This window comes from Alloalcanivorax balearicus MACL04 (genome assembly GCF_025532145.1).
In the GTDB taxonomy this organism is placed as follows: Bacteria; Pseudomonadota; Gammaproteobacteria; order Pseudomonadales; family Alcanivoracaceae; genus Alloalcanivorax; species Alloalcanivorax balearicus.
The window spans coordinates 1-24,712 of record NZ_ARXS01000042.1; the positions used below are offsets into that span (position 1 = coordinate 1).

Annotated in this window: 33 protein-coding genes and 1 tRNA gene; 10 read left to right on the forward strand and 24 right to left on the reverse strand. The window is 56.8% G+C overall.

The annotated features are described in order from the left end of the window. Both MA04_RS20840 and MA04_RS20845 read right to left on the reverse strand, forming a co-directional pair. Positions 1-1,024, reverse strand: a 1,024-nt coding sequence (locus MA04_RS20840; protein ID WP_394356168.1) for an IS110 family transposase, incomplete at its 3' end; no start/stop codon positions are given. Positions 1,025-1,127: 103 nt separating this feature from the next. Continuing rightward, complete coding sequence (locus MA04_RS20845; protein ID WP_262462635.1) at positions 1,128-3,071, reverse strand: transglycosylase SLT domain-containing protein; 1,944 nt, start codon at positions 3,069-3,071, stop codon at positions 1,128-1,130. A gap of 168 nt (positions 3,072-3,239) precedes the next feature. Here MA04_RS20845 and MA04_RS20850 point away from each other — a divergent pair, with 168 nt between their 5' ends. Further along, on the forward strand, positions 3,240-4,208 hold the full coding sequence (locus tag MA04_RS20850) for a methyltransferase (RefSeq protein ID WP_163125949.1): 969 nt from the start codon (positions 3,240-3,242) through the stop codon (positions 4,206-4,208). A gap of 5 nt (positions 4,209-4,213) precedes the next feature. Here MA04_RS20850 and MA04_RS20855 read toward each other — a convergent pair whose 3' ends face one another. From MA04_RS20855 to MA04_RS20870, 4 genes are all read right to left on the reverse strand, one after another. Then, positions 4,214-5,203, reverse strand: a complete 990-nt coding sequence (locus MA04_RS20855) for an NAD-dependent epimerase/dehydratase family protein (RefSeq protein ID WP_262462636.1) — start codon at positions 5,201-5,203, stop codon at positions 4,214-4,216. 39 nt (positions 5,204-5,242) lie between these two features. Beyond that, positions 5,243-6,121 carry a DNA ligase gene (locus tag MA04_RS20860; protein WP_262462637.1) on the reverse strand — a complete coding sequence of 293 codons (879 nt, stop codon included), beginning with the start codon at positions 6,119-6,121 and terminating at the stop codon, positions 5,243-5,245. 187 nt (positions 6,122-6,308) lie between these two features. Further along, positions 6,309-7,172, reverse strand: coding sequence for a formate dehydrogenase accessory sulfurtransferase FdhD (gene fdhD / locus MA04_RS20865; RefSeq protein WP_262462639.1), 864 nt, complete (start codon positions 7,170-7,172; stop codon positions 6,309-6,311). A gap of 134 nt (positions 7,173-7,306) precedes the next feature. Beyond that, the gene (locus tag MA04_RS20870; RefSeq protein WP_163125941.1) at positions 7,307-7,741 is read right to left on the reverse strand and encodes a MarR family winged helix-turn-helix transcriptional regulator; all 435 of its coding nucleotides are present in this window, start codon (positions 7,739-7,741) and stop codon (positions 7,307-7,309) included. Between the two features lie 97 nt (positions 7,742-7,838). On the opposite strand from MA04_RS20870, the gene MA04_RS20875 reads away from it, so the two are divergent. From MA04_RS20875 to MA04_RS20885, 3 genes are all read left to right on the forward strand, one after another. Beyond that, complete coding sequence (locus MA04_RS20875; RefSeq protein WP_163125939.1) at positions 7,839-8,165, forward strand: rhodanese-like domain-containing protein; 327 nt, start codon at positions 7,839-7,841, stop codon at positions 8,163-8,165. 190 nt (positions 8,166-8,355) lie between these two features. Beyond that, entirely contained in the window at positions 8,356-8,577 is a 222-nt protein-coding gene (locus tag MA04_RS20880; RefSeq protein ID WP_163125937.1) for a hypothetical protein, read from the forward strand. A 172-nt stretch (positions 8,578-8,749) separates the two neighbouring features. Beyond that, positions 8,750-8,823, forward strand: a tRNA-Gly gene (locus tag MA04_RS20885). Between the two features lie 395 nt (positions 8,824-9,218). Here MA04_RS20885 and MA04_RS20890 read toward each other — a convergent pair. From MA04_RS20890 to MA04_RS20960, 15 genes are all read right to left on the reverse strand, one after another. Then, on the reverse strand, positions 9,219-10,202 hold the full coding sequence (locus tag MA04_RS20890) for a phage integrase (protein ID WP_262462642.1): 984 nt from the start codon (positions 10,200-10,202) through the stop codon (positions 9,219-9,221). Then, positions 10,199-11,440 carry a hypothetical protein gene (locus MA04_RS20895; protein WP_262462643.1) on the reverse strand — a complete coding sequence of 414 codons (1,242 nt, stop codon included), beginning with the start codon at positions 11,438-11,440 and terminating at the stop codon, positions 10,199-10,201. Before MA04_RS20895 ends, MA04_RS20890 begins: the two co-directional genes overlap by 4 nt. A gap of 55 nt (positions 11,441-11,495) precedes the next feature. Further along, positions 11,496-12,575 carry a zonular occludens toxin domain-containing protein gene (locus MA04_RS20900; protein WP_262462645.1) on the reverse strand — a complete coding sequence of 360 codons (1,080 nt, stop codon included), beginning with the start codon at positions 12,573-12,575 and terminating at the stop codon, positions 11,496-11,498. Next, complete coding sequence (locus MA04_RS20905; RefSeq protein WP_262462647.1) at positions 12,576-12,887, reverse strand: DUF2523 domain-containing protein; 312 nt, start codon at positions 12,885-12,887, stop codon at positions 12,576-12,578. Between the two features lie 26 nt (positions 12,888-12,913). Then, positions 12,914-14,554 (reverse strand): virulence factor TspB C-terminal domain-related protein, encoded by a 1,641-nt coding sequence (locus tag MA04_RS20910; protein ID WP_262462648.1) that lies wholly within the window; start codon positions 14,552-14,554, stop codon positions 12,914-12,916. 228 nt (positions 14,555-14,782) lie between these two features. Then, a complete protein-coding gene (locus MA04_RS20915) occupies positions 14,783-15,052 on the reverse strand; it encodes a major capsid protein (protein ID WP_262462649.1) in 270 nt (89 codons plus the stop codon). Between the two features lie 39 nt (positions 15,053-15,091). Continuing rightward, positions 15,092-15,313, reverse strand: a complete 222-nt coding sequence (locus MA04_RS20920) for a hypothetical protein (protein WP_262462650.1) — start codon at positions 15,311-15,313, stop codon at positions 15,092-15,094. 15 nt (positions 15,314-15,328) lie between these two features. Then, positions 15,329-15,664, reverse strand: coding sequence for a hypothetical protein (locus MA04_RS20925; protein ID WP_262462652.1), 336 nt, complete (start codon positions 15,662-15,664; stop codon positions 15,329-15,331). A gap of 132 nt (positions 15,665-15,796) precedes the next feature. Further along, the gene (locus MA04_RS20930; RefSeq protein ID WP_262462653.1) at positions 15,797-16,009 is read right to left on the reverse strand and encodes a hypothetical protein; all 213 of its coding nucleotides are present in this window, start codon (positions 16,007-16,009) and stop codon (positions 15,797-15,799) included. Next, on the reverse strand, positions 16,006-16,290 hold the full coding sequence (locus MA04_RS20935) for a hypothetical protein (RefSeq protein ID WP_262462655.1): 285 nt from the start codon (positions 16,288-16,290) through the stop codon (positions 16,006-16,008). Before MA04_RS20935 ends, MA04_RS20930 begins: the two co-directional genes overlap by 4 nt. Further along, positions 16,274-16,519: a hypothetical protein gene (locus tag MA04_RS20940; RefSeq protein ID WP_262462657.1), complete on the reverse strand. Its 246-nt coding sequence runs from the start codon at positions 16,517-16,519 to the stop codon at positions 16,274-16,276. Before MA04_RS20940 ends, MA04_RS20935 begins: the two co-directional genes overlap by 17 nt. Positions 16,520-16,710: 191 nt before the next feature. Beyond that, positions 16,711-16,890, reverse strand: a complete 180-nt coding sequence (locus MA04_RS20945) for a hypothetical protein (protein WP_262462659.1) — start codon at positions 16,888-16,890, stop codon at positions 16,711-16,713. Positions 16,891-17,263: 373 nt separating this feature from the next. After that, the gene (locus tag MA04_RS20950; RefSeq protein WP_262462660.1) at positions 17,264-17,557 is read right to left on the reverse strand and encodes a hypothetical protein; all 294 of its coding nucleotides are present in this window, start codon (positions 17,555-17,557) and stop codon (positions 17,264-17,266) included. Next, positions 17,554-17,751, reverse strand: coding sequence for a hypothetical protein (locus tag MA04_RS20955; protein WP_262462662.1), 198 nt, complete (start codon positions 17,749-17,751; stop codon positions 17,554-17,556). Before MA04_RS20955 ends, MA04_RS20950 begins: the two co-directional genes overlap by 4 nt. Further along, a complete protein-coding gene (locus tag MA04_RS20960) occupies positions 17,748-17,960 on the reverse strand; it encodes a DNA-binding protein (RefSeq protein ID WP_262462663.1) in 213 nt (70 codons plus the stop codon). Before MA04_RS20960 ends, MA04_RS20955 begins: the two co-directional genes overlap by 4 nt. Positions 17,961-18,056: 96 nt before the next feature. Between MA04_RS20960 and MA04_RS20965 the strand changes: the two genes are divergently transcribed. The 3 genes from MA04_RS20965 (at position 18,057) to MA04_RS20975 (ending at position 18,952) form a co-directional block, all read left to right on the forward strand. Next, a complete protein-coding gene (locus MA04_RS20965) occupies positions 18,057-18,329 on the forward strand; it encodes a helix-turn-helix domain-containing protein (protein ID WP_063139978.1) in 273 nt (90 codons plus the stop codon). A gap of 116 nt (positions 18,330-18,445) precedes the next feature. Beyond that, complete coding sequence (locus MA04_RS20970; protein WP_262462666.1) at positions 18,446-18,751, forward strand: hypothetical protein; 306 nt, start codon at positions 18,446-18,448, stop codon at positions 18,749-18,751. A gap of 12 nt (positions 18,752-18,763) precedes the next feature. Further along, positions 18,764-18,952, forward strand: coding sequence for a hypothetical protein (locus MA04_RS20975; protein WP_262462668.1), 189 nt, complete (start codon positions 18,764-18,766; stop codon positions 18,950-18,952). Between the two features lie 160 nt (positions 18,953-19,112). Here the strand turns inward: MA04_RS20975 and MA04_RS20980 are convergent, their stop codons facing one another. Next, entirely contained in the window at positions 19,113-19,343 is a 231-nt protein-coding gene (locus MA04_RS20980; RefSeq protein ID WP_262462669.1) for a hypothetical protein, read from the reverse strand. Between the two features lie 266 nt (positions 19,344-19,609). Here MA04_RS20980 and MA04_RS20985 point away from each other — a divergent pair, with 266 nt between their 5' ends. The 3 genes from MA04_RS20985 to MA04_RS20995 all read left to right on the forward strand — a co-directional run bounded on the left by MA04_RS20985 (position 19,610) and on the right by MA04_RS20995 (position 23,069). Then, entirely contained in the window at positions 19,610-21,367 is a 1,758-nt protein-coding gene (locus MA04_RS20985) for an AAA family ATPase (RefSeq protein ID WP_262462670.1), read from the forward strand. A 206-nt stretch (positions 21,368-21,573) separates the two neighbouring features. Then, entirely contained in the window at positions 21,574-22,470 is an 897-nt protein-coding gene (locus MA04_RS20990) for a DUF4747 family protein (RefSeq protein WP_262462671.1), read from the forward strand. Continuing rightward, complete coding sequence (locus MA04_RS20995; RefSeq protein ID WP_262462672.1) at positions 22,455-23,069, forward strand: hypothetical protein; 615 nt, start codon at positions 22,455-22,457, stop codon at positions 23,067-23,069. The genes MA04_RS20990 and MA04_RS20995 overlap by 16 nt, the downstream gene beginning before the upstream one ends. A gap of 84 nt (positions 23,070-23,153) precedes the next feature. Here MA04_RS20995 and MA04_RS21000 read toward each other — a convergent pair whose 3' ends face one another. Then, a complete protein-coding gene (locus MA04_RS21000; RefSeq protein ID WP_262462674.1) occupies positions 23,154-23,771 on the reverse strand; it encodes a hypothetical protein in 618 nt (205 codons plus the stop codon). 1 nt (position 23,772) lies between these two features. Next, positions 23,773-24,712 (reverse strand): hypothetical protein (locus MA04_RS21005; protein ID WP_262462675.1); only part of this gene is annotated, 940 nt, incomplete at its 5' end.

Sequence of the window (24,712 nt, forward strand, 5' to 3'; positions counted from 1 at the left end):
TGCGCAGGTTGCGGTTCGCCAGCCGCACCGCGGCGCCCTTACGCCCCAGTCGCTGCTGCCAGCGCAACAGTCGCCGGTCGTCCGGTTGCTCGGAGTCAGGCCTGAGCTGCCGCAAGACCGCCTGCGCCCCCTGGATCGCCAGGCTGCGCACGTAGCCATCCCCGTGCTTGCCCATCCTGCCCAGACGGACTTTCTCTCCGCTGCTGTGCTGCTCGGGCACCAAGCCGAAGTAGGCCGCGAACTGGCGCGCATTGGCGAAGCGTTCCGGCTGGGTTTGCTTGGCCAGCAGCGCGGTGGCAATGATCGGGCCGACCCCGCGCACACTCATCAGCCGTTGCGCCGTCTCGTCATCACGCGCCTGCGCTTCCAGGCGTCCGGTCAGGATCGCAACCCGTTCGCCCAACTGGCGCCATTCCGCCAGTAGCTCATCGATCAGCTCACGCAACGGATCCGGGATCGGCTGACTGGCGTCTTCCAGCACCTCGGGAATCCCCCGGCTGATGGCCACATCGCCCTTCGCCAACGCGATACCTTGCTCCAGAAGCAGTCCTCGCATCTGGTTGCTCAGCGCCGTGCGCCGCAGGATGTAGCCTTGCCGGGCCCGATGCAGCGCCTGCATTGCCAGCGCCGCCACACTCTTGACCGGCACCGACGCAATATGGCGGTCATGACCAGCCCGCAAGATCGCCAGCACATCGTTACGATCGTTCTTCGGCCCGCTACGGTGTTTGGCCACATGCTGGGCCGGCAAGAGGCGCACCGCGGTACCCCGCTGTTGCGCCTGGCGCGCCCAGGCCTGGGCGCCCGGACCGGTTTCCATCAGCACCGTCACCCCCTCGGGCAACTGCTGTAGAAACGCCTGGAAAGCACCACGCGATTTAATCCGCTGTTCGTACACCACTTGGCCCAGGGCATCCTCGGCAGCCACTTGGAATACCCGTTTGGCCAGATCCACCGCCACCGTCTTGCACCCAGGCACCTCGGCCAGTGGCTGGACCGAATGCTTCGTTGTACGCTGTTTCATGGGCTCGCCCTCGCTGTCGTTGACATGGTTAGAATGCCACCGTGGCGCCTAGACGCCTCGGCGAGGGCGAGTCCATCCGATTACAGCGGCTTCGTAGCCCCTTTCATTTCCGCACCAGAGCTTCATCGCTTTGCAAAAGAGCCTGGGAATAATCCGCGTTGCGCTCCGCTGGGGTGGTCAGATGCACTTTTTCGTCGGGCGCATGCAGACCGGCCAGCAGTACCCGGTAGGTGAGCACCGCCTGTACATACTCGCGGGTTTCACGGAAGGGAATTGACTCTATCCACACGTCCATCGGGCGGGTGTCGCCTGGTGCCGGCAGCCACTGCGGAATACGGCCGGGGCCGGCGTTGTAGGCGGCCAGTGCCAGAATCCGGTTGCCGTTGAACCGGCCCAGCATATCGGAGAGGTAGCGACTACCCAGATTGATATTGGTTTGCGGATCAAATACCTGATCACGGGATGGTGCCGGCTGTTCCTCATCCAGTGCGACCTTGCGCGCGGTACCGGGCATCAGCTGCATCAGGCCCATGGCGCCGGCATGGGACTGGGCGCGGGGATTGAAGGCACTCTCGCGGCGGGAAATCGCCATTGCCAGCCATGGGTCCAGTTTGTGGCGGGCGCTGGCGCGGGCGAATTCCTGGCTGTAGGCGGCCGGGAAACGCCAAGCCAGCGTGTCCCAGGCCTTGGCCTGGATGGAAGCCTGTACAGTCAGGTCGTACCAGCCCTGTTCCAGCGCGTACTGCGCCAGACGGTCCTGATGGGGCCGGTCGTTGTGCAACATCAGCCAGTGCCACTCTTTCCAGGCGGAGCCGTACTCTCCCATATCGCGCAGCAAACGTACTCGGATCACGCCGGGTGGCAGGGTGATATTGGCATCGGGTTGGTAGCCTTGCTGATTGAAGCTATAGGTCTGTCCGAGCCGGTCGGCGGCGAGAAAGCCATAGAAATTCCGTTGCTCGGCGGCCTGCTGCCACAGCGGTGTCGCTTGGTGCCGCTGGCCGTTTTCCCAAGCGGCACGGCCGGCCCAGTAGCGCCAGCGGCTATCGGCGGCTTCTTCGGCGGGCAGCTGTTGAATCCAGCGAGTCACGGCGGGCCAGTCCTGCTCGATGATGGCGCGGCGAATACGCTGGTCCAGCAGGGCGGTATCGGGGTGATCCGACAACCAGCGGTCCAGCCAGTCCTGATTCTCGCGAACGCCGCGAATCGTGGAATAAAAAGCGATCCGATCGCCAGCGGCGTCACGCAGCTCCGGATCGGTGAGCCCCCATCGTCTGGCTCTTTGTTCGAAGGCCTGGCGGGCACCGCTGGTATTGGTATAGGCCATGCGCTGCAGAGCCGCGGAAACCAGTTCCTGGCGCCGGGCGCTGGGCAGAGTCGCCGGCAGGTCTCCGACCTTGTCCGGATTATGATAAAGCTGCTCCAGCCATTCACCGGCGGTCTGGTAGGGGGCATCGAGCATGCGCTTGAGATAGCGCATCAAGCCGGTGGCTCGGGCCTCGAACGCCAGTTGCATGCGTTGCCAGATTTCCTCCTGGCCGATGACGCCGGCGGCCTGGGCGGCTTCGAACAGAGGATCACAGGCGGAAGGACGGGATTGGCCGGCCAGCCAGATTTCACGGGCATCCTTCAGGGCGGCGTCGCGATCGCGGCGCAACTGGGCCCGTTGGTAGTAACAGCGGGCTTCGATGGCGGTGGGGGAGCTGTCCATGGCCTCGGCGGCGGCGTCCCAACGGCCTGCCTTGGCGTAGGCGATCAAGGCAATCTGGCGGATGTCCGCCGGCAACGGGGACCGGGGATAGCGGTTTTCGTAGTCGCGCAGACGCGATGGATTCAGTTCCGGCAGGTCTCTGCGCAGGTGGTGGAACTCGAGATAGTCGCGCAGCGGGTAATCCCGTGCGATGCGCGGCTCCAGCCGTGCCAGCGTTTCCCAGTCATTGTCGCGAGCCGCCCGCAGTGCGTCCTCGAAATTTGTGTTCACGGGTTGCGCGGCGCATGCCAGGGCGCTGCAAGCGAAACTGAAAACCAGTACGGCGCGACGGATCATCCTGCCTCCATTCGTTGAGCCTGTTCATGAACCGGCTCCTTGGGTGATCTCACCATTCTAGCGATGCGCGGCCGCCGGGCGTGCGCGGCGAATGTAAAACTTGAGGCGGCGCCGGCGCCCGGGTTTATACTGTCGCCCCTTTTTCGCCTGCCCCGATCGGTGACCGTGATGGAAAACAGCACACGACTTTTGCAACGCCAGGCGTCCGCGCTGGCGGCACGCCGGGTCGGGGTGGTGGAGGCCGATGACGCGGCCCTGGCCGATCTGCCGGCGGCCTCCCTGTGGCGGCATGCCGATGATTTTACCGTGGCGGCGGATCAGTGGCGGCCGTTGCCGGAAGTGGCGGAAGACACGGATTTGTTGATCCTGCCGTTGCCGAAGGCGGCAGACCGCATGACGCTGCTGTTGCGGCATCTGGCCGGTGTGATCCGCAAGCCGCTGCCGCTGTGGTTGGTGGGGCCGGCCAAGGGCGGGATTCGTGGCGGTGTGACCCGGCTCAAGGGGTTTGCTGATGACATTCAGCTGCTCGACAGTGCCCGCCACTGCAAATTGTACGAGGGGCAACTGAGGCCCGGGCCGCCGTTCTCCCTGGCGGAGCAGGCCGCGGTGATCGATGTGCGCGGTGCACGGGTGACCAGCTACCCCGGTGTGTTCAGCCACGGCCGCCTCGACGAGGGCAGTGACTTGCTGCTGGATGCCCTGGAAGCCGCCGATGTCGGTGGCGGCAAGGCTTTGGACATCGGTTGCGGTGCCGGCGTACTGACGGTCTGGCTGGCCCGGGCCGGTTGCCGGGTACAGGCGTTGGATCCTAGTGCCACGGCGGTGGCCGCCGCCCGCGCCACTCTGGCCGATAACGGTTTGAGCGCCGAGATACAGGGCGGCGATCTGTTTGACGGGACCACCGGTCGCTTTGATCTGCTGGTGACCAACCCCCCGTTCCATGATGGCCGTGAGCGTACCACCCAGATCACCCGCCGTTTGATCCGGCAGGCGCCGGAGCATCTGCACGCGGATGGGGAACTGTGGCTGGTGGCGAACCGGGAATTGCCCTACGCCCAGTGGCTGGACGACGCCTTCCGGCAAGTGACCGTGATGCGGGAAACCAATCGCTTCCGGGTTTATCGCGCCCGTCGCTGATGGGGTCAGGGGGCGCCCAGCATCCCTTCCGCGCGCATCCAGTCGATGCATCGACGCAGCATGACCTCCAGCGGTACCTGATCGTCAAAGCCCAGCTCCCGTACCGCCTTGGCGCCGCTGACCCGGCTGCGCGTGGAAATCAGCGCCACCTTTTCCGGCGTCAGACGCGGCTCGTCACCGGTGAAACGGGCGGCGATGGGAGACAACTGCCCCAACAGGCCCAGTACCCAACGCGGCGTCACTTTGCGGGGCGCCGGCCGGTCCAGCAGCCGCCCGATGGTTTGCGCCAGTTCCAGAAAACTGGCCTCGACGCCGGCCAGGATGTAGTTGTGCCCGTCCCGGCCCGCGTCCCACGCTGCCAGGTGAGCCCGCGCCACTTCCTCCACCGCGCCGAAATTACCTCCACCAGGGGGAACGCCGGGCAGACGGCGCTGATCGATCAGGCTGATCATCTGCGACCAGTTATGCGTATCGCCGGCGCCAATAATGGCGCAGGGGTTGAGGATCACCGTACTCAGGCCCTGACGGGCGCCATCACGGACTTCTTCTTCCGCCAGATATTTGGTGCGGTTGTAACCGATCCAATCACTGGCGGCATTGGAGGGGATTGCCTCATGGATAATGCCATCCTGCTGGCCCCAGGCGGAAATCGAAGACGTATGAATCAACCTGCCTGCCTGGTTGCGCAGGGCGGCGGTGACCACTGCCCGGGTTCCCATGACATTGTCCTGATACTGCTGATCGCGGCGGCGGCGCCAGAGACTGGTGTTACCGGCTACGTGGAACACCGCGTCCACCGCCGGCGGCATTACCAGAGTGAGCTCGGTGGCATTGCTCAGCGGCGCGTGAACAATCTTCAGGCCCGCCTCCCGCAGCGCGTGGCCATCGCTGCCAGGGCGTAGCAGGGCGGTGACCTCCCAGCCCTGTTCCACCAACAGGCGGGCAAGGTGGCCGCCGAGAAAGCCCCGGGCTCCGGTGATAAAGGCGCTGGGCATAGCGTTGCTCCCCGTTCATGGTTTGTCTCCGGTTATCGCCTAGCGCGAGGAGCGTGTAAAGCCCGGACCCTCTTCGCGCAGCCGCAGGAAGCTGGCGAACCGGGGCAGGCCGTGGCGGGTGTGGCCGTGATATTTGTAAGTGACGACGCTGCCGATGGCCGGCGGCCGTGCCCGCAACGCATCGCTGAAACCGGTGCCCAGACGGAAATGACGCCCGCCGGGTGTTTTCACCAGCAACGCCCCCATCATCCCGGTGTACTTGCCCTCGCCGGGGATCACCGCGACCACTTCCGCTTCGGCGTCCAGATAGGGTTTCACCTTGAGCAGATCGTCGTTACGTTCGCCCCGATAAGGCGCGGCGCCACGATGCAGCATCAGGCCTTCGCCACCCGCCGCCACCACCTGCTCCAGATCGCGCATCAGCGTGGCGTGGTCGCGTCCCCGGCGCTGGTCGACCATGTGCAGATGGGGCAGGGCGGCATCGTCGATCAGTTTGCGCAGACGGGGCAGGCGCTGGTCGAACGGGCCCGCGGACGAGGGCAGATCAAACGCCATGAAATAAATGTGCCGCCAGGGCTCCGCGGGCGGTGTGCGCCGGTTGAGTATCCCCACCAGTTGGCTGAAGGTTCCACGCCCCATCCACAGTTCGCCGTCCAGGGACTGCCTGGGAAAACCTTCGGTAAAATCGGCCGGGGTCGCGATCACGTTGCCGTTGCGTGACAGCAGCCGCTGCCCATCCCAGTAAGCGCGCACGCCATCCAGTTTCTCGCTGACCCAGTAATCGGTCAGATCAATGCCTTCTTCATAAACGTTCGCTTGCATCAGCGCCGGCGCTTTCGCCGCCCGGGCCGCCGCCGCCATTACCAGAGCGGTGGCGATCAGTAACGCGCCGATGAAATACAAAATTGGGCGGGACATCCTTGTTCCTCCTGATCATCCGTTGACGGGAACCAGTGTAGAAGAGGGCGAAGGGCCAAGGATGCAGGCTCAGGCTGAAATTCGTGTAGGACTATTGCTGCCTGCCAATGGTGATTTGCCGACAAGGCCGTGGAACAGGTGACCGGCCGCCCGAAAAAATTCTGGGCACGTAAGCCTTTCTGGGCTCTTAGTCCAGGTGCTTGTTCCCGGTTTGCTCGCTGGGGGACGGACTGAACAGCCGGGGAACGCCACGGTGGGGTTGGTGAATCAGGTTGAGCCGGCTGCGGCGTGCCTGCCGTACACTCAGCGATGATGGCGCGGACAGACTCACCAGGGTGCCGGCACCGGCGCGCACCGCTTTGTGGATCAGCTCCAGACCGCAACGGCTGGTGATGGCGAAAAAGCCGCTGGCCGGATCCAGACCCGCGCGGGCGCAGGCGCCGATCAGTTTGTCCAGGGCATTGTGACGACCGATGTCCTCGCGACACAGGCGCGTTTTGCCGGCACCATCCACATAAACCGCCGCATGCATGGCGCCGCTGTCGCGGGCGAGCGCCTGTGTTGCCTGGAAGCGTTCACGCAACCCCGCCAAATGGGCCAGCGGCGGCAGTGGCGCCGTGTCCCGTGCGGGCAGTGGCGGCAAGGCCTGATCCAGGGCTTCCACCCCGCACAGGCCGCAACCACCGCTGCCCGCCTGACCGCGGCGCCGTTGTTTGAAGGTGGCGAAGGCGCGGCCGCTCAAGGTCACGTCAACCTGGATCGCGTCTTCCAGCAGTGTCAGATCGATGTCGTAGATCGCGTGATGGTTATCCACCAGACCCGCGGTCAGCGTGAAGCCGGTAACAAAATCCTCCACATCGTTCGGGGTCGCCATCATTACCGCGTGATTGATGCCGTTATAGCTGATCGCCACCGCCACCTCGGCGGCAAGCGGCTGATCGTCGGACACCGGCTCGGGGCAGTATTCCAGATAATCGTAACGGGGGGGCGGATCCACCAGAGCAGAATCTTCATCGGAGGAACGCCCGGCGCCGGGCCGGGAAGACGTCATGGTCACTACCTCATGCGTTCAGGACGTGTCCTGCGTTGTTCTGTTATTCAGGCTCTTAGAATAGGACGATCCGTGTCCCGGGTCCAAAGCGTCAGAGGCTTTATTCAGGGCGGGATGGGAGACGGCTCCGCCGGCTATTGCTGCAATTTATCCAGCAGTTTTGCCAGGGTGGTCACCTCGGCGGCGGTCAGGCGCTGTTCCAGACACTCCTGGATAACCCGGCCATAGACCGGCCACATCCGCTGCAGCAGCCGGCGGCCGGAACGGGTGATCAGGACCCGATTGCCCCGGCCATCCTCCGGACTGGCCCGCCGGGTCACCAATGCCTCCTTTTCCAGGCGATCAAGCAAGCGGGACAGGTTGTGCTTGGGCAGCAGCATGCGCTCGCCGATTTCGTACTGCCGCAGGCCGTGTCGTTTGCGGTGCAGTTCAAGCAGCACGTCATACCATGCCAGGGGCGGCAGTTCCGCTGCTTTCAGCGCCGATTGCACCCGTTCCTGCCATTGCGTGTGAACGCGCAGCAATCGGGCCCAGGCGGCAATCGTGTGTTCCGTGGGAGTCGTATTCATGTTCACCAGAGTAACGACGACTTGTTGCAAGTGCAACTGGTTGGGCGTAGGGTTGTTCTGGTTGCATCTGCAACCAAATGGAAAAAGGAGTGGAACCATGAACGACAGCATTCAACGTGATGAACTGAAACGGCGTCTGGAAAACGGCGACCCCATGGTGCTGGTGGAAGCCTTGCCGGAACGGCATTTCCACAGCGGTCACCTGCCCGGGGCGATCAATATCCCCCATGAGGAGGTGAGTGCCCGCGCCGGCACGGCGCTACCGGACAAGGACGCCACCATCGTGGTGTATTGCGCCAATACCGGCTGCCAGAATTCGCGCATCGCCGCCGGTTTTCTGCGCGGTGCCGGTTATCGGAACGTATTGGAATACGTGGAAGGCAAGGCGGACTGGCAGGAAGCGGGCTATCCGCTGGAGACCTGATACCGCCGGCAGGGAAGGGCGCCGCCATGGATGGCGGTCATAAAAAGGGGTTGATTTTTGATCGCCGCTCCTTGATGTTGGATCAAGTCTGTTTACGGATCGAGAAAGGCCGTGTGGTATGGACCAGATTGGCTGCCCGTAGAGAACGACACCGAAACCGATACTATTCAATAACAAAAGGTAGAGGCCAATGATGGATATCAGTACCACCCTGCTGGGGCAGATGGCGATTGCCTGGGCCGTGCTCTGTGCCGTGATTTCCTATTTTCTGGCACGCAAGAAAGTTCGCGCGCCGATTCTTGCCGCCGTACTGGGCCTGTTTATGTCCCTGGTGCCGCCGTTCGCTTTGGTATACATGGCGGTGCTGGCGTTCCTGCGGCCGGAACCGCGGCACAACCAGGTTTCCGCCTGACCTCCTCGCTGTCCGGGCTTCTCCACTAAAAGTGGATGGCGCCATAGCCGAATCGCTATTGGTGACCCGGATATCCGCCTGGGCATTCGGGTAACTGAGCGCGCGCCTGTGGAAAATGCCGTGAGACAGTGGACATGGCATAAGGCGTTAACTATATTGCCGTTTCACCAAAGCGGGTGTAGCTCAATGGTAGAGCAGAAGCTTCCCAAGCTTACGACGAGGGTTCGATTCCCTTCACCCGCTCCAGTGCATATAAAATCAATGAGTTAGAAGCACTTTGGGATGAGTGATGTCGAGAAAGTGTCGAACCGCACTTCTTGTTACCAACGGCGCTTGCTGTCATTCAGCCAGTCCCCACATCCATAATTAAATGAAGCCCACTTCCCATTTAGGCGCCCGACAAAGATTTTGTCGTTCGTGTCGACTAGAGCTTTCAGATCATCTCTAATGCGGCTCGCCGAAAGGTTAGAGTCAATCAACCAGAACGACTCCATTCCTTTGCAGTAGGCAAACTGCTTTAGATAAGAGAATACAGCGTTGTAGTCCCGGCCAGGTGCTCGAAGATCGTAGGTCACGCAGTAAATAGCCATTTTCCCCTCCCAGTATGGTTATTTACTTTATGTGACGTGTTTCTCAATTTTTCAAGAGAGAGTAGACAAAGGATTCAACTCTGTTGCCTCCCTAAGATGGTCGGGCGCCAAGTGTGCATAGCGCATGGTCATGTTAAGTGTTGAATGACCAAGGATCTTCTGAAGCACAAGGATATTCCCGCCATTCATAACGAAGTGAGAGGCGAAGGTGTGGCGCAGGACATGGGTGGCTTGCCCTTTAGGCAGTTTGATGCCGCTTGATGAAAGGGCCTTTCTGAAACTCAGCATGCAATTGATAAAGCGCCCGTGGTGATCCAAGTGCGTGTTTAATTCCTGCTCTAAGACCTTGCTGATCGGTACAGTCCGTACCCGCTTACTTTTTGTGTTCACGAATTGCACTGTACCGTTTCGGATATGCCCCCGCTCCAGATTCACCGCTTCGGACCAACGGGCGCCGGTGGAGAGGCAGATTTTGACGATGGGAAATAGGTGAGGATTGTCTGAGGTCGCTTTGATGTGCTCCAGAAAGCCCTTTACCTGTTCCTTGGTCAGATAAGAGACCGGACGCTCCTGGAGCTTGAGTGGTTTCACGCCCACCAGTGGATTCGGAAACTGAACATCGTGAAGTTGGATCAGGGTGTTGAACACAGCTTTGATATAGCCGAGGCGATTGTTCAACGTTTTGCCGCTTTTTCCGGCTTTCAAGAGTTTCCCGCGCGCTAACAGGTATTGTTGTGCGTTGAGCTTTCTGGCAACGGGGTTTCCGATTTCGATGGCGTGGATCTTGAGGATAGCAAGACGCCGATCACCATCGGATAGTGTGTGGCCATGTAGGTCATACCAACGCTGCATGAGTTCGACTAGGCGCCGCTTATCCTTTGGCTTTTCCTTCCAATCACCTTGAGCATGTTGGCTGCGTCTAACAGCTTCGAAGCGCCTCGCTTCGGCCTTAGTGCTGAATCTCTTCCGGTATCTAATCCCCTTAACTGGTTCAATATCGACCAGCCAGCGGCCGTCCGGCAGTTGTTTGATCATATGGCTTGCCCCCAGCGGACTATGCGTTCTTCCAGTAGTTGTCTTATGTGTCGCCGCAGGTCATAGGTGTTTTTGCCCTTGGCGCGGTAGTGGTCCTCGATGACGTCGAAGAAGGGTAGGGACTCAAGGGCCTTCCATGCCTGGCAGGCGGACAAGCGGTGGCGGGCGGCGCAGCTGATGAAGTTGCCGAGCAGCAGTTCCACGTTCTTGCCTGAGAAGCCCGAGGCCGTTTTGTGGTACCGCTTGTACCTCACCGGTTGCGGGTCCAGGGGGAGGGCCTGACGGCTTACCACGGTCCAGAACGGGTCATACAGGCCAGGGCGGCGGAGGTAGCGGTAGGCGTCGCAGCCATAGCGCCACAGGGCGTCCAGGTGATCATGGAGACTGGCATAGTCGTGGAAATCGACCACGGCGCCGGTCTGGTAGTCCACGGAGCCTTGCGAGAACTGCTCGACGATGGAGTGGTGGAACCGGAACTCGATCCGGAACACCTGGCGTTCTTCCTGATAGCCGTCGGCCTGGCTCCACACGCTGCGCCAGTAGTCGAGTTTATCTTTGGCGATGGCTTCCTTCGTCTTGTCGTAGACGGCCAACTGAATACCGGAGGGGGAGCCGAACAGCCAGGACTCCCCACGGCCATAGGTGGCGCTGGCACTGGCCCACTCGATATTGTCGATGCCGTCGTACTGGCGCACGCGCCGGGATCGGCAATGTAGGTGCGGTTGGAAGTCCCGGGGTGGTTCCCAGCCTTGCACGTCCATGGCGATATGAACGGCGGCTTGATGGGCTGTGGCGTGCGTCAGCACCTGGTCGGCCAGGTCATCCATTAGGGTCTGCAGCTCGCGCGGGCTGTGGGCCTGGATGCAGTGGGGGGACACCTCGATTTTGAGGTGGGTACCGATGGCGTCGTCCTTGGCGTGGAAGGACTTGATCAGCAGGATCACGCCCAAATCGGCGTTCTGTAGGCGGTACTGATACCCGGAGTCCCGCCCGATTCGTCCGGCGGACCAGCGCTTCCCGGCAAAATCGACGATACCCGGTTCCTCGAACAGGGCCAGGATATGCGGTTGCAGCCGTCCCCGGTAAAGCTGGCGCACGGTATCCGTGCCGAAGTGGATGACATTCACCCCGCGCAGGTCGAAGGTGTCCCCGGTGCTGTCATCGACAAAGAGTCTACCCCAGGGGCTTTCCTGCAAATCGTCGTCCAGGGCTATGCAGTGTTTCGGGGCCTTCGCCATGGTTCACCTCTTAATGTGGTCTAGTGTGCTCGATGAAATCGAGTTGTAAGACGTGTTACAGGGACGTCTTTTCGCTGGGGGCGCGGCGCGCCCCGCCAGATGGCACGCCCGAGGCGCCCTCATCCCGCCGTGGCGCGCCGCGCCCGGTGGCATCGCTGTCGTTGCTGGCCAGGTGATTGAATACGCCATCCTTAAGCGCCTTGAGGCACATGGCATGCGGCATGTCGGCAATGCGGGTGCCTTGCTGGGTGTAACACCGGCAATCGCTCTGATCGTTCTCGAACGCCATGCAACCGTGGATCACCGGGGCGGTGGTGGGCTGGCGTGCGATGTCGTTATAGAGGGGGGCTGTGTACGGCAGGCCGGGAACCTCCGGTGCCATGAGCTCGGACCAGGATGCCGGTGCCTGATACCGCCCAACCCCGGTTCCCGTGCTGGGCCCGACTTGCTCCATGGCAGCGTTTTCTCCGTTAATCACGCTGGTATCATCACTGAGCCCCACGCCACTCATGAACCGGTACACGAAGATCACCACCAACAGCACCAACACCCCAGCGATGTAGACCAGTTTCGGCAACCGGAATTTATGGGTGTGGATCTCGGCGGATTTGTAGAGGTGCCATACCCGTTTGGGCAGTTTCTTTTTCTTCTGGATGCAGGACGCCAGGTCGGTACGGCTGGCCGGGTTCACATAGCCGGATCCCGAGTGGTACTCGATGACGAAGGGGGCACCGAAGGGCCGCGAATAGTGGAATTGTTCGTTGCAGATTTTCCGGGCGTGGGTGTCCAGTAAGGACGGGTCCTGGCTGATGAAGATAATGTCCCAGCCGTGGTGCCGGTGGGTTTCCAGTGCCGTGAGTCCTGCGGGAACGGGTTTGCTGGAGGGCCGTACCGGCCAGATTTGTTGCGCTTCGTCCACCACCAGCACCGCGCCGTCCGGCAGATGCTCGGGCCACTTTTCGGTTTCGCTGTCGGTGAGTTCATGCCATTCCACCGCCAAATCCCGAATACCCCGGTAATAGACGGGGCGGCGGGTCTCACTGCCCTCCACGGCGAAGCGTTCATCATGCAGCAGAAAATCAATGGCGTGGCTGGTTTTGCCACAGCCCGGCTTGCCGGTAATCAACCAGAACATTTAGCCGTCACCCCCCATGCCAAAACCAAACCGCTTATAGGCGCCGTATAGCGTTTTCATGCTGATGACGCCCACATAGGCGGAAATCACAAGGCTGAAGAACACGTCAAAACCGGCCAGGGTGATCAACGACGCCGCGTCTCCGGCCACGCCGCCGAAATGTGTGGTGACCTTGTTCAGCAGGGCGTTAATGCCGGACTGAACGCCAGTCAGCGAGATAACGCCGATCCCCAGGGCCAATAGCACTCGGCTGGTGAGCGGCCCGATGATTTGGGCCAGGAAAACGGCGATGGGGGCGAGAAACGCGGGCATAACAGCACTCCCTCGAGTGTCAGTGATCAGTTATCAGACATTCGTTCCAGGACGATCAGCGCGGCCACTAACCAACCGAGAGCTTGCACCACGGGATTAATGGTGATGGCCAGTTCGCACAGATAGGTCATGGGCAGCGTGATGGTGCCCCACCGCCCCAGGTCCACCGTCAAATCCGCCGGGCAGGAGGCCGACCCGCCCAAGCCCGCGCCACTGTCGTCCAGGTCCGATAGCGTGTCGCTCAGGTTGATTTCCCGCTCGCGGATGGTGTTTTTATCGCTGTCGGTAAGCAGGCTATCGCCGGCCAGGTACTCGTCCGTGCCTTCTGTATCCTCTTTCCAGAGTTTGTCGCGGCAATTGAGGTACCAGGTGTTTAACGCTATGGCGCATTGCACACTGTCCTGATCCTCGGTGCACTCGGGAGCGTCCTGGCCGTCCACATCACAGGTGCCGGGCCCCATGCCACCGCCTTCGCCGTCGCCCTCACCGTCGTCGCCGTCGTCCTGGCCTCCATCGCCGTCGCCATCCCCTCCGGAGTCGCCATCGCCCCCGGAGTCGCCGCCGCCATCACCACCAGAATCGCCACCACCGCCACCATTGCCGCCGCCGTCGTCACCGCCTCCACCGTTATCGCCGCCATCGTCCCCGTCCCCATCATTGCCGCCACCATCATCACCGCCGCAGTCCCAGCCGCAGCCGGGGCCCCAGTGGCCATCGTCACCCGCGTTGCAATAGGAACTGCCATTCCAGCCGCCGTTTTCGTCGCAGTACACCTCCGGCTCTTCCGGTTCATCGGGATTGTCGGGGTCGTCGGGATCGCCAGGGTCGCCCGGATCGGTGGGGTCGTCCGGGTCTTCGTCGTCATCATCCGGCATCAGGCAATAGCGTTTGCCGTCGGGGGCGGTGACGGAGTTGGGGCAGCCCCCGGTTTCTACCTGACAAAAGCGGTCGTTTCCAATACCGGTATAGCAGCCTTCGGCGTCGAGAAACTGCCCGAACGGCGTGTCCTCCGCGTCCCAGCGGTCCGGGATCGCCGTGCCGTTGTCCACCCAGGCATCGGGAATCTCATCCGCTTGGCAGGTCTGCCCGGAGCTGATGCCGTTCACCCAATAGATCTTGGCGCCGTTGGCGTAGATCCATGGAACGCTGGGTGAGGTGGGGCCATCATAGGTAAAGCGGCAGCTCTCATAACAAAACAGTTCACCGGGCGGGCCGCCTTCAAAAAGCAACTCTTCCTCAAGGTGACCATTGGGGTATTTGCTGGTATCGCAGGCGGCGGGCGGCTCAGGGAGACAGGCTGGTGTGACCCCATCCGGGGCAAGGGCAAAGATTGGATAGCTGCCTGAACAGTATTTTTGTTCGTAGTACTGGGGCTGATGGTTCACTTCCACCAACCGGCACCGGTTTGCTGAATCGCGGCTCCGTTCCGGCAAGCTGTCATAGAAGGCACGGCAGGCGGCGCTTGATCCGGCTTGATCCCAGGGCCATGTCTTCGTCTGGTACCCAACGTAATCGTCGCCGTAGGCCGCCATGGCGGGGTTCAGCAGCGCCATGACTACAGTAAAAATAACCACCTCAATCAGGTATAGGCGGATCAGATCCCACCACGTCAGCCCCCAATATCGGATGACCTCGCGGTTCAGCGCTTTCTTCAATGCGGCTAGCATGCGCCTTCTCCGGTATGACCGCTCATGATTGAAAAAGCATGTACAGGGCGGAAAGCATGACAATCAGATAAATCCACGGCCCTATATCTCCCCCGGTTTCCATGGTGGTGCCCTCGTTATTGGGTTTTCAGAATGACCGGGTGTCCGGCTCACTCTGAAAACCCAAACCTCGATGGTAGAAAGAGGGAAAAGGAAAAAGGGGGCCGAAGCCCCCGGTGGTTGGGTGGGTTACCTCATGGCACGGCGGAGCAACATGAACACCAGAACCAGCCCGATGAACGAGAGGACCGCGAGGCCAATATCATTGGCACTCTGTTTGCCCTCCTCAATCTCCGTCACCGTGCCGCTCACATCGACGGCCGCTTGCGCGGTGGTGGCTCCGAGTGCGGCGGCGCCAGCCACACCGCCCCCAATGACCCCATTCCGGCCCAAACGGACCACGGGAGAACCGCCCAGGAGACGGCGTTCTTGCAGTGCGCGTTGCGTTGCGCGTTTCATAGCGATTTCCTTCTTTCAAGTGGTTTAAGGTTTGCGTGCTCAGCGGTCACGGGCATGGCTTTTGATGAACCACGCCAATGTCCGGAACACCCACACCACGGCGTACAAACCCGCCACGGCGCCGAGGATGGCGTTCGCCTCCCCGTAGGTGAGCGCCGGTAATCCGAAGGGCCCAACGCTCGCCATTTCCAGTGTGCCCAGGCAATACACCGCGCCGTCCTGCGCCTGTTGCCATTGCCCGCTGCACACGATCATTTCCATTTTTTAAGCGGCCCGTTACTTGCTATCGGCCTTGGCCGTGCCGGTGGTCTTAGTGGCTTGAGAGGCCGGGGGCGTGGTTTTCGGCACCACACCGATCAGGTAAGGCTGGCTTTTGCCGCCACCGGCTTTTTTAAGTTGGGCGATGAAGTGCACGTCCTCGCCGGGTTGGAAGTCGGCGGCGATCTGGTCGAAGACGGCGGGCTCGGCGCCCATTTTGGTGACTTCGTAGCCTCGGCAATCGTTCGCGGCATCGCCCACGGGCATTTGCCCGGTGTGGACGGAACAGAAGGTGCGGCCTTCAATGTTCATGCGGCTAATGCCGAGGACGGTGAGGGTCATTTCAAATTGCATGGTCGGTTTCCCTTTCTCATTTCAGTTTTGGTTTCGTACTGTGGTGATTTGGCGGTGTGTGTCGCCGTGGTGTGTTCGGTCTGGCAAACGCCAGGTGTTTTCCAGGCTGTTGCCAGATCGAACACACCCGCTCTAATGCAGGAGTGCGGCCCATCCCATCAGCACAATCACCAGTAAATCGCCCGTCACGACAGCCCAGAACGCGGGCGTTTTTCGCCATCCCAACCAACTCGTACCGTCCAAGAAAAACTGACATTGCGCTTCCAGAATGGCCGCAAAAAGCACCAGCATCGAGGCGACGAATATCCCCACGTTCAGCCATGCCAGCCAATTCCAATCGCTCATGACGCCCTCCCATTGGCCAGGGCCACCAAGCCCAGGTCCCGCAGGATGGCGCGGGCGTCGGTGATGGGGCCTCGGGCCCGGCGGCACAGGTGGCGCGCCTGGCGTTCGTCCTTGGCGAAGCCGATAACGCGCCAGGGGGCGTACAGGTGCCGGGGTTTCTCGCCGGGGTGCCAGCGGCGTTCCGCGACGAACAAGCCAGGCCGCAGGCGGCGGGTTCGGTACAGTCCGCACTTACTCCGGCTTTCCGGCGTGGAGGCGTTGGCGTTACGCTGAAACCGCATGGCGTTTTCCCTGCTGTGCTAGCGCCACGATTTCCTGGCAAAACCGTTTGTGTTCCGCGCCGGTAATCAGATCACGCCAGAACAGGGCGCTGACATAACCTAGGCAGCGCGCCTTGGCGGCGAAGACCACTTCCATGACCCACTGCTTGCTGACCGCGCCTTCCAGGTCGTGTAAGGCGCCGAGCAAGGGCTTTTCATCGTGTTGTTTTGCCCATTCCTTTATGTGCATGGTTAACCCCCCATCAAAAAAGCCGTGTGCGTCCCCAAGGGGACCGGGCTCTATTCACTAAGTCAGCCGTGTGGGTCATCGGGGATGGCCCACAGGGCGGACTAAGTTCACCGGTACGCGGTACCGGCCTACCGGTAACGATCCCTCGCACCTCCGGGCCAAGGCCCTCCGCGCTCCGCTTGGCAAGAGCGCTAATCAAACGGATCTTCAAAACCGTCATCATCGTCATGGCCATGTTCGTGACCGTCGCCGGTGTCGTCATGCTCCGGCGCATCGAAGCAGCCGTAACAAACGTTCTCTTCCTCGGACATCATGGAATCCGGGAAAAAATCACCGCACTCCTCACACAAAAAACGGCCCCAGCGGCTCATAAGCGAACCTCAAACAGAAAAGAAGAAAGGCGCCGACAAGTCGGCAAAGGCGCTGTTTTTGAAGGGCAAAACCGCTCTCTCGGAATCAGGATCAAGAGCGGGGGGCTGACCCGCTCCCTCACCGTCCCCCTCGATCCGGTGCGAACGGTGCGGCATGGATTAGCAGGCGCAAGGCCAAGCGCGAGCGTCGCCAGGGCGAGCCTTGCGCCTGCTAATCCATACCGCCCCAAGAGTTCGCGATCGAGGATGACGGTGACGGAGCGGGACAGCGGGGCGGCCCGTGGGGCGGTGCCCAGGACGGCAACAGCGGCGGCCTGGCGGTCAGAACCGATAGGTGCGGGAGTAGGGCGGCGCGGCACCATCGCAGACGTACTCATAGCACCCCCTGAAACAAGGACAGTTGCGGGGAGCGGTTGCGGGCGGCGCCGTAAACAAAGGCTTTGGCGGCGTCGGCGCGGTCAGCGGGGAACTCGGCGTAATCCACAACGCCCACAGCATTACGAGCGTGGACACGGAGCGTTTCTCCGGTTGAAACGATGAGGCCGAGGAGGCGAATACCGGCCCGGCGCAGCAGGGAGATTTGAGCGATGCTCAGGGAAACGGCCTTGTCGGCTATGCGTTGATAGCGGTAGCGGCGGCCCCGGCGTTTGTAGGTGGCGCAAATCACAGGAACACCCTCACCCAGTAGTCCACGGCGCAGGAGCAGGCTTTAACCGGATCGTCGAAGGTCTTTTCCACCTGGAAAGTGGGTTCACCGTCGAACAGACCTTCCACCTTGACCACGGTTTGGCCACTGTCCCGGTCATGGGTGGTGGTGCAGATCAATTGCCGCTGGCGGTGTTTGCTGGTGCGCTTGCTCATACCTCGCTCTCCCGCAGCTGCTCGACCAACAGAACGACGTTGATCATGCGGCGACGACCAACTTTTACCGTCGGCAGATAGCCTTTATCCACCCAGCCCCGGACTACATCCGGCTCCTGCCGAATCCACTCCGCAAACTCGCTCCAGGCCATCATCGGCGGCCACTCCGGCCGGTTGCTGATGGCGTCCCCCAATTCCGGTATCATCACTATGTACCACTCTGTTATTGGTTTAACTTAAGCCATTTTAGCTAAACAATAACGCTTAAGCCATATTGGCTTAGCCTTTTTATAGACTTTTTCGGAATGATCAAAGAGCGGCTTATAGCCATCATTAAGTGGAAAGGGATTAAGAACCCTGAGTTAGAAGAACTGACGGGGATCAGCCGCTATACATGGCAAAACATCCGAAACAAGCCGGATCGGGCCATCAAAGAAGAAGAAATCGAAGCTATAGCAGCGCTTTATCCTGAATACAGGCTCTGGTTAATCAGTGGAGAGGTCGCGCCTGAGATTGGGCAGACCAGCCCTGAATATGACGAAGCAAACGCGACGCTTAAGCAACGAGGAGAGGGATAAAGCTTACGCAGAGAGCCGCTAAAGCCTGGTTCAAGAAAAGGGGGGAATAACAACAAGACGAGCTGGGTCACGTTTGCAGGAGCGCAAACTTAAACCACACAAAAGGGGGGAAGTGCATGAAATGCACAATCATATCTGCTGTCTTCATTGCCGGTCTGATCCACGCTGTAAGTAATACCGCTTGGGCGGATAGTGGATTGGAGTACCGGATCGCTAAGTACAAACCTATCTGTAGTGACTACGAGCGCGCAAAGCGCTACGCCGAGTGCCACAAGCCACCTGGCAGTTATAAACACGCCTACGAAATGACCGGCAAGGCCCGTGAAAGTGCATTGGCGCAAGGTCGAAAGCTGATCAACATGCGTAAAGGCACGGATCGCGCCTTGGAGAACCGCGGTAAGCGCCGCCGTGTATACCGCTAAAGGGAGTTATATATGACCGCAAAGGAAAAGGTCGCAGCGCTGGTGAAAACGCTTCCCGACGATGTGTCGCTAGAGGAGATTCGCTCTCGGGTTGCTGCCCTGGCGAAGATAGAGAAAGGTGATATGAGTCTCGAAAGCGAAGCTGAAGCAGAGCCAAGCGCTGGTAAGCAACTTGATAGTAGCCAAGAGCCTCCCTCATAGAGGTACTGACTATTCCGAACCGGGCCGCCGGGTGTTTGAGTAAGCCAGATGAATAGGGGAGCGGTTTGTCTTGGAAGGCCGCCTAATCCATCAAGTATCTGGTTCTAACGTCGCTTTCGGCGGAGCCCCTGGGTCGGTGTCAGCTTGAATCGAGGGAAGATCAATGGAGTGTTTTGATCTTCTCCCGGTCCGAGTAAAACAAGTCGCGCCACATAATGGAATGAAAGCGTCCCAAGCGGCTAAGTAGCTTGGCCTGTTCAACATAGGGAGGGATGTCTTTACCCGTGTCTAAAACGCGATTGACCGCGAAGAAAAGGGCTTGTATGTAGTTTAGGTGTTCTACGGCGAGATCGAGAGTATCCCGTAGTTCTTTGGCTGGTTCTTCCGTCATGTCATGTCCTCATAGTGAGGCCTCCAACCATGGAGGCGGACTGTGCGCGGGTTAGCAGACCGACAAGAGGCGGCGCGCCCGAAGGCGCCCCACGCACAGCCGCCATGACATCTCCGGATGCATGGTGCGTTCTTGTTCAGGCTGCTAAACCCGACCCTCGATTCTTCGAAGGCGAAGGCAAGATGCAGATAATTTTAAGAGGTGTCAAGCTCTAGGTGTGATCTTGCCCACTAGGTCGTTTTGAGCTTTATATTTAGGATGATTGTATGCTGAAAGGGTTTGGGTTCTCCGGATACAGAAGTTTTGGTAGTGAGGCTGCTAAGATAGCTCCTCTTAAGAAGATTAATTTCATAATTGGAAAGAATAACTCTGGAAAATCCAATGTTTTGAGTTTTTTGAACAATCGTTATGTGGATTTTTTGGCATCCGCCAAGAATCAGATTCGAAGTCCTTCAGAAAAAAAAGGAATAGAGTCTCTTGATGTGCCTATCTTTGAGAGGGATTTGACGACAAAGATATTCTTTCCGGTTTTCAAGAGTGATCAGGATGAATATATTGATAGCCTAATTAAGAATAAAAGTGCTGGGTTGAAGCCACTCCTTGCTAAAATTTTTTCCTTTCTGTCTGACGATAAAGGAGATGTCTGGTTCTCTTACAGCGCAACTAAAAGCAAAGACGGGCTTTCTTTGCATATGGATCCAGAGGCAGTAAAAGAGATTTTATCCCATAGAGAATGGGGTGTGCTCTGGAATTCTCTTTGCCATAAATCAGGAGGGGAAATAAGCAGGCATTGGATTCCTGGCGTTATGCAAGAAATCGCCTACCTGCCGGAAAGTATACCTAATATAGAATTTATTCCTGCGATTAGGAAAGTTGGGGGCGCTAATACGGTGGCCTTAGACTATAGCGGGGAAGGAATTATAGAACGACTAGCGGAAATGCAAAACCCTTCCCTAGAAAGACGTGAGGAAAAAATTAATTTTGGACAAATAAATGAGTTTTTAAAAGAAGTGCTGGACTCTCCGGATGCTGAACTGGAAATCCCATATGAAAGGGATGTTATTCTTGTTCATATGGGTGGTAAAACGCTACCGTTAGAATCACTTGGGACTGGGGTTCATGAAGTTATTATTCTCGCTTCAGCAGCAACGCTATTAAAAAATACCGTGCTATGTGTTGAGGAGCCTGAGCTTCACCTACACCCTCTTTTACAAAGAAAGCTGATCAGATATTTATATAAAAAAACCACCAACCAGTACATTTTTACTACTCACTCCGCACACCTTCTTGACGCCGTGGAATCTGAGGTTTTTCATGTGATTGAAACTAAAGGAGTTTCATCGGTTAGGGCTATAGCTAGTACAAAGGAGAGATCCGCGATATGTCAGGATCTGGGGTATAAGGCATCGGATATATTACAGGCTAACTGCATTGTATGGGTGGAAGGGCCTTCTGATCGAATTTATATAAGGGCATGGATTGAGAAATGGGCCCCAAATCTAATAGAAGGGGTTCATTATGCGATCATGTTTTATGGGGGGCGTCTTTTGAGTCATGTGAGTGGAGATGATTCTGATGAGATAGAAAAAAAGCTGGAGGATTTCATATCGCTTCGCGGATTGAATAGAAATGCCGTTATTGTTTTTGATAGCGATAAATCTTCACCAAAAGGAAGAATAAATAAAACCAAGAAAAGAGTGAGGGAAGAATTTAATCAGGGGCCAGGCTTTGCATGGGTTACGAATGGCAGGGAAATAGAAAACTACTTAAATGTTGATAAGTTAGAAAAGTCAGTAGTTGCGCAGCACCCTACAGCTGAAAAGCTGGTGGGCAAGGGAAAATGGGACAACTTACTTATTTACAAAAGAAGAGGTTCTAAAAAGGTAATGGCAGCAAACAAGGTGAAGGTCGCTCGATACTATGTTGAAAATAATAATGTCGATCTTGATGTTTATGACCTTCGTAGTTATGTGAAAAAATTATGTGATTTTATTGAGAAGGCGAATATGGACATAAATTTGTAACCTTATAGATAAAAGTGCAGAAGTTTCGTTCGATTGAATACGGCTAGGGAAGTGGTAAGGCTGGGGCATGAGATGTTTGTAGAATGGAATTTTGAAGAGAAAGGAAGGTCTTGAGGTGCATTACTTCGGATGATAAATTGTGACATGGTTCGCATTTCAGGTTGGGGCGTTTTCTTGAAGAATTAGTTAACACGAAGAGGGAAAAGATGGTAAGGGAAAAAAGAATTGATATAGGGGCCATTAATATCACGATGCATCCTCATTCGCCTAAGCAATATGTTACGATGATGAAGGATGTGTTCAAGTTGCGAAAATCTGCTCAGATGTGGGGTGACCAACAAGCGATTATTACAAGTATGAGGCAACAGGACGATAGCCTTGTTAAAGGGGAACCTCCCTTGGTCGGAGATATTTTTAAGTATACCAAAATCGATATGGATGGGGACTGGTTTAATATCAACAATAGCGGTTTTGCGACGGAAGAGGATCTTGATTCTATAAAGATACCCGAGCATCTTAAGCCAAATTCCGCTAGGTTTTCTTATATTTTTTTTCCGGATCAGCATCTTTTGTTTTATGAGGGGTATTATAATGGGAAAAGTCTCTCGGCGGGCAGTGCCGAACGCTTCTTTGAGAGAGTGCTGAATCAAAGCTCAATAACAAATAAATACGGAGCTGTTAATGTAACTCATGTTCCTGGCGAAGATGCTCTAGATTCTGCATTGAAGATGTATCATAAAGACTATATTTCTATGGAGATAAAAAGACCTAACCCAGATGATCATGCTGAAGTTGAAAGAGAAGTAATGGAGAGAATGAAGGCTAGGAATGTCGCCCATTACGAACAAAATTATAAGGCGGAGAAAGGAAAATCCATAGAAATAGATGAAAGCCTTGGTGTTATGGCTCGTGTTGCCGCAAAGAATGGCAATTTTGAAGTGAGGGGGAAAGATGTGAACGGGCATCCGGAAAGACTTTCCACTAAAGAGCACCCTTGGAGATATAGTGAATACTATAATCCGAATGTGGAGCTTGCTTTTGAGGTCTTTCGTAGGAGGGCATCAAAAATGAAGGATACCATTATGGAATGGTTAAAGGGATGACTGATAGAAGCATCTTCTCCCGATATTGGAAGGCATATGGTGGATGCAAGGCTTTATTAAAGAGTGTTTATCTTAGGGCCGCATTTATATTGACCTTTTTGTTCTTTCCGACCTGGTCTCAGCCTGGATGGTGGGAAGATGTTATTAGTATAATGCCTAACTTGCTGGGATTTTCACTTGGTGGCTATGCAATGTGGATGGCGATAGGGGATGATGATTTTAGAGCGCTTATTAGTGGCTCTGAGAAGCAAGGTAAGCCCTCCCCTTATATGAGTGTAAATGCCACTTTTGTGCACTTTATACTTCTTCAGGTGTTGTCTATTATTTTGGCTGTTATGGCTAAGGCTTATAACTTTTCCATGCCTTCTGATTTTTTTCTATATGAATTTTTTGGGTTGGGGTTTCGTTTTTTGGTTCTTGGTGTGAATGGTGTTTTTTATTTTGTTTTTCTATATGCTTTATTGTCTGCGATTGCTGCGACACTCGCATTGCTTAGAGTGTCTTCTTGGTACGATGCTTGGCATAAGGAAGAGAAGGGCGATAATGTGAATGATAAATGCCAATGTGGGCGAAAATGTAAATGTTCCTGTAAAAAATAAATTGCTATTATATGGAAATAAGAAACAATCTGGACAAAGGTGATCGTGGTTGTAAAGAGAGTGATCGAAAACAAGTGCCTCTTTTCATCTTTTTAACTGTACTGCGCGAAGAATAAAGTTTGATACTTTATCGTGGGTTGATGCCCAATCAGCTGCCCCCCTATCAACATGAGTCTTTAAAAAGTACTGGGCCTCATGAGGAGCCAAGCCGATCATTTCGCAAGATGAAAATTCGCTGTTCTGGTGTTGTATGCAAGTAACTACGAACTGCTTTTTCCCACTAGATACATAGCGGATATCGGTATCGGTTGGTCTTTGGTAGATGCTGATCCCATTTTCTTCTTTGGCTTTTTGATATGACGTTTCCACGTGTTCAATGGCTTTTGGTACAGATTTGAACTTGGGGATGGTGAACGAAAGATACGCCTCATCTTGAGGGGGGTTGTTATGACATTGTTTTAAGTCCGGGAAGCACATAATGACTTGCCCCCAGCCGGAGCCGCTTTTCCTCGCCGGTCGTGGCCATTTGGCCTTAGTATTCTTATGCGCACATTTATCTGAAAATGTTGCCGTTCCTACGGGGTGATCACCTAGCCCTAACTCCACCTCGACAAGATCGCCTGACAAACAGTCTGGACTCTCGGCAACGCTATAGGGCGAGATAAGCAACATGGCAAGAAGTAAAAAAGTAGATTTTTTCACCTTAATTCCCTGTGAGTGAAAATGGGGATTCATTTGCTTGATGGTCGAATTTTGCCTTTAGAGCCAGTCTTTCCAAAGACTTAACAGTTTTGATCTGATCTTCAAGAGATACACCGGTAAATTTTACTTTGGCGCGAAGCCTATGCTTATCCGTTTCTTCGTTTGCTGAAGAAAGTGCAGCTTCCGCTGCCTTAAGCGCACCAGCAGCGTTATTCCATAAACGCTCCTTCGTTGCTACCTCTGAGCTTAATCTTTCTTCTTTTTTTGGATCGAACATAACTGTCCCGGAAAGGTATTGATTACGATATTCCTCTCGAACATTATACGCATCGCTATGCTCTCTTTGGGCGACCTCAAATCGGTCTTTCGCCTCGTTTTTATGCGAGTCTATAGCTGCCCAGTACCTGTTGGCTGCGTCCTCTAGATACTGCTCTAGAGCTTCTCGCTCCCTGGCGGCCTGAAACTCGTCAAATTTCTCCTGGCCAGAATTGCGGCCTTCCAGTATCTGGCGGGCACGAGCGATTTGCTCCTCATAGTGCTTGATTGCTTTGCGCAGATGCATTTTGGAGCGCTCCAGGTCCACTTTTACGGCCTGGACGCCCGCATCACGTAAGGCTGTTGTTCCCTCACGTAGGGCTCCCTCAATGAGCTTGGCGCCCGCAGTATCCACCATGCGGACCACGGCTTTAGGCTGGGCTAGCTCCACGACGCTAAGCAAGGTGTCGGCGTCCTCCGCTTTCTCCGCTGCTCCCAGGACGCCCTGCAATTTTTCCACTTCGATTTCCATCACACGGATGATCTCTTCATACACGTGATCCAATGGCCCGTTTGGCCCCATCTCCGCTTCGCCGAACTCTTCTTCCTCCTCGGACTCTTCTATACGAGGGTAGGGCCTGCCTTTCGAGGGAAAGTGTAAACATCCCTGTTTCAGTTGCACCGTT

Bases quoted from the DNA above. Each gene is read 5' to 3' on its own strand.
- MA04_RS20845 (WP_262462635.1), bottom strand. From the start codon at position 3,071: ATGATCCGTCGCGCCGTACTGGTTTTCAGTTTCGCTTGCAGCGCCCTG.
- MA04_RS20850 (WP_163125949.1), top strand. From the start codon at position 3,240: ATGGAAAACAGCACACGACTTTTGCAACGCCAGGCGTCCGCGCTGGCG.
- MA04_RS20855 (WP_262462636.1), bottom strand. From the start codon at position 5,203: ATGCCCAGCGCCTTTATCACCGGAGCCCGGGGCTTTCTCGGCGGCCAC.
- MA04_RS20860 (WP_262462637.1), bottom strand. From the start codon at position 6,121: ATGTCCCGCCCAATTTTGTATTTCATCGGCGCGTTACTGATCGCCACC.
- fdhD (WP_262462639.1), bottom strand. From the start codon at position 7,172: ATGACGTCTTCCCGGCCCGGCGCCGGGCGTTCCTCCGATGAAGATTCT.
- MA04_RS20870 (WP_163125941.1), bottom strand. From the start codon at position 7,741: ATGAATACGACTCCCACGGAACACACGATTGCCGCCTGGGCCCGATTG.
- MA04_RS20875 (WP_163125939.1), top strand. From the start codon at position 7,839: ATGAACGACAGCATTCAACGTGATGAACTGAAACGGCGTCTGGAAAAC.
- MA04_RS20880 (WP_163125937.1), top strand. From the start codon at position 8,356: ATGATGGATATCAGTACCACCCTGCTGGGGCAGATGGCGATTGCCTGG.
- MA04_RS20890 (WP_262462642.1), bottom strand. From the start codon at position 10,202: ATGATCAAACAACTGCCGGACGGCCGCTGGCTGGTCGATATTGAACCA.
- MA04_RS20895 (WP_262462643.1), bottom strand. From the start codon at position 11,440: ATGGCGAAGGCCCCGAAACACTGCATAGCCCTGGACGACGATTTGCAG.
- MA04_RS20900 (WP_262462645.1), bottom strand. From the start codon at position 12,575: ATGTTCTGGTTGATTACCGGCAAGCCGGGCTGTGGCAAAACCAGCCAC.
- MA04_RS20905 (WP_262462647.1), bottom strand. From the start codon at position 12,887: ATGCCCGCGTTTCTCGCCCCCATCGCCGTTTTCCTGGCCCAAATCATC.
- MA04_RS20910 (WP_262462648.1), bottom strand. From the start codon at position 14,554: ATGCTAGCCGCATTGAAGAAAGCGCTGAACCGCGAGGTCATCCGATAT.
- MA04_RS20915 (WP_262462649.1), bottom strand. From the start codon at position 15,052: ATGAAACGCGCAACGCAACGCGCACTGCAAGAACGCCGTCTCCTGGGC.
- MA04_RS20920 (WP_262462650.1), bottom strand. From the start codon at position 15,313: ATGGAAATGATCGTGTGCAGCGGGCAATGGCAACAGGCGCAGGACGGC.
- MA04_RS20925 (WP_262462652.1), bottom strand. From the start codon at position 15,664: ATGCAATTTGAAATGACCCTCACCGTCCTCGGCATTAGCCGCATGAAC.
- MA04_RS20930 (WP_262462653.1), bottom strand. From the start codon at position 16,009: ATGAGCGATTGGAATTGGCTGGCATGGCTGAACGTGGGGATATTCGTC.
- MA04_RS20935 (WP_262462655.1), bottom strand. From the start codon at position 16,290: ATGCGGTTTCAGCGTAACGCCAACGCCTCCACGCCGGAAAGCCGGAGT.
- MA04_RS20940 (WP_262462657.1), bottom strand. From the start codon at position 16,519: ATGCACATAAAGGAATGGGCAAAACAACACGATGAAAAGCCCTTGCTC.
- MA04_RS20945 (WP_262462659.1), bottom strand. From the start codon at position 16,890: ATGAGCCGCTGGGGCCGTTTTTTGTGTGAGGAGTGCGGTGATTTTTTC.
- MA04_RS20955 (WP_262462662.1), bottom strand. From the start codon at position 17,751: ATGAGCAAGCGCACCAGCAAACACCGCCAGCGGCAATTGATCTGCACC.
- MA04_RS20965 (WP_063139978.1), top strand. From the start codon at position 18,057: ATGATCAAAGAGCGGCTTATAGCCATCATTAAGTGGAAAGGGATTAAG.
- MA04_RS20970 (WP_262462666.1), top strand. From the start codon at position 18,446: ATGAAATGCACAATCATATCTGCTGTCTTCATTGCCGGTCTGATCCAC.
- MA04_RS20975 (WP_262462668.1), top strand. From the start codon at position 18,764: ATGACCGCAAAGGAAAAGGTCGCAGCGCTGGTGAAAACGCTTCCCGAC.
- MA04_RS20980 (WP_262462669.1), bottom strand. From the start codon at position 19,343: ATGACGGAAGAACCAGCCAAAGAACTACGGGATACTCTCGATCTCGCC.
- MA04_RS20985 (WP_262462670.1), top strand. From the start codon at position 19,610: ATGCTGAAAGGGTTTGGGTTCTCCGGATACAGAAGTTTTGGTAGTGAG.
- MA04_RS20990 (WP_262462671.1), top strand. From the start codon at position 21,574: ATGGTAAGGGAAAAAAGAATTGATATAGGGGCCATTAATATCACGATG.
- MA04_RS20995 (WP_262462672.1), top strand. From the start codon at position 22,455: ATGGTTAAAGGGATGACTGATAGAAGCATCTTCTCCCGATATTGGAAG.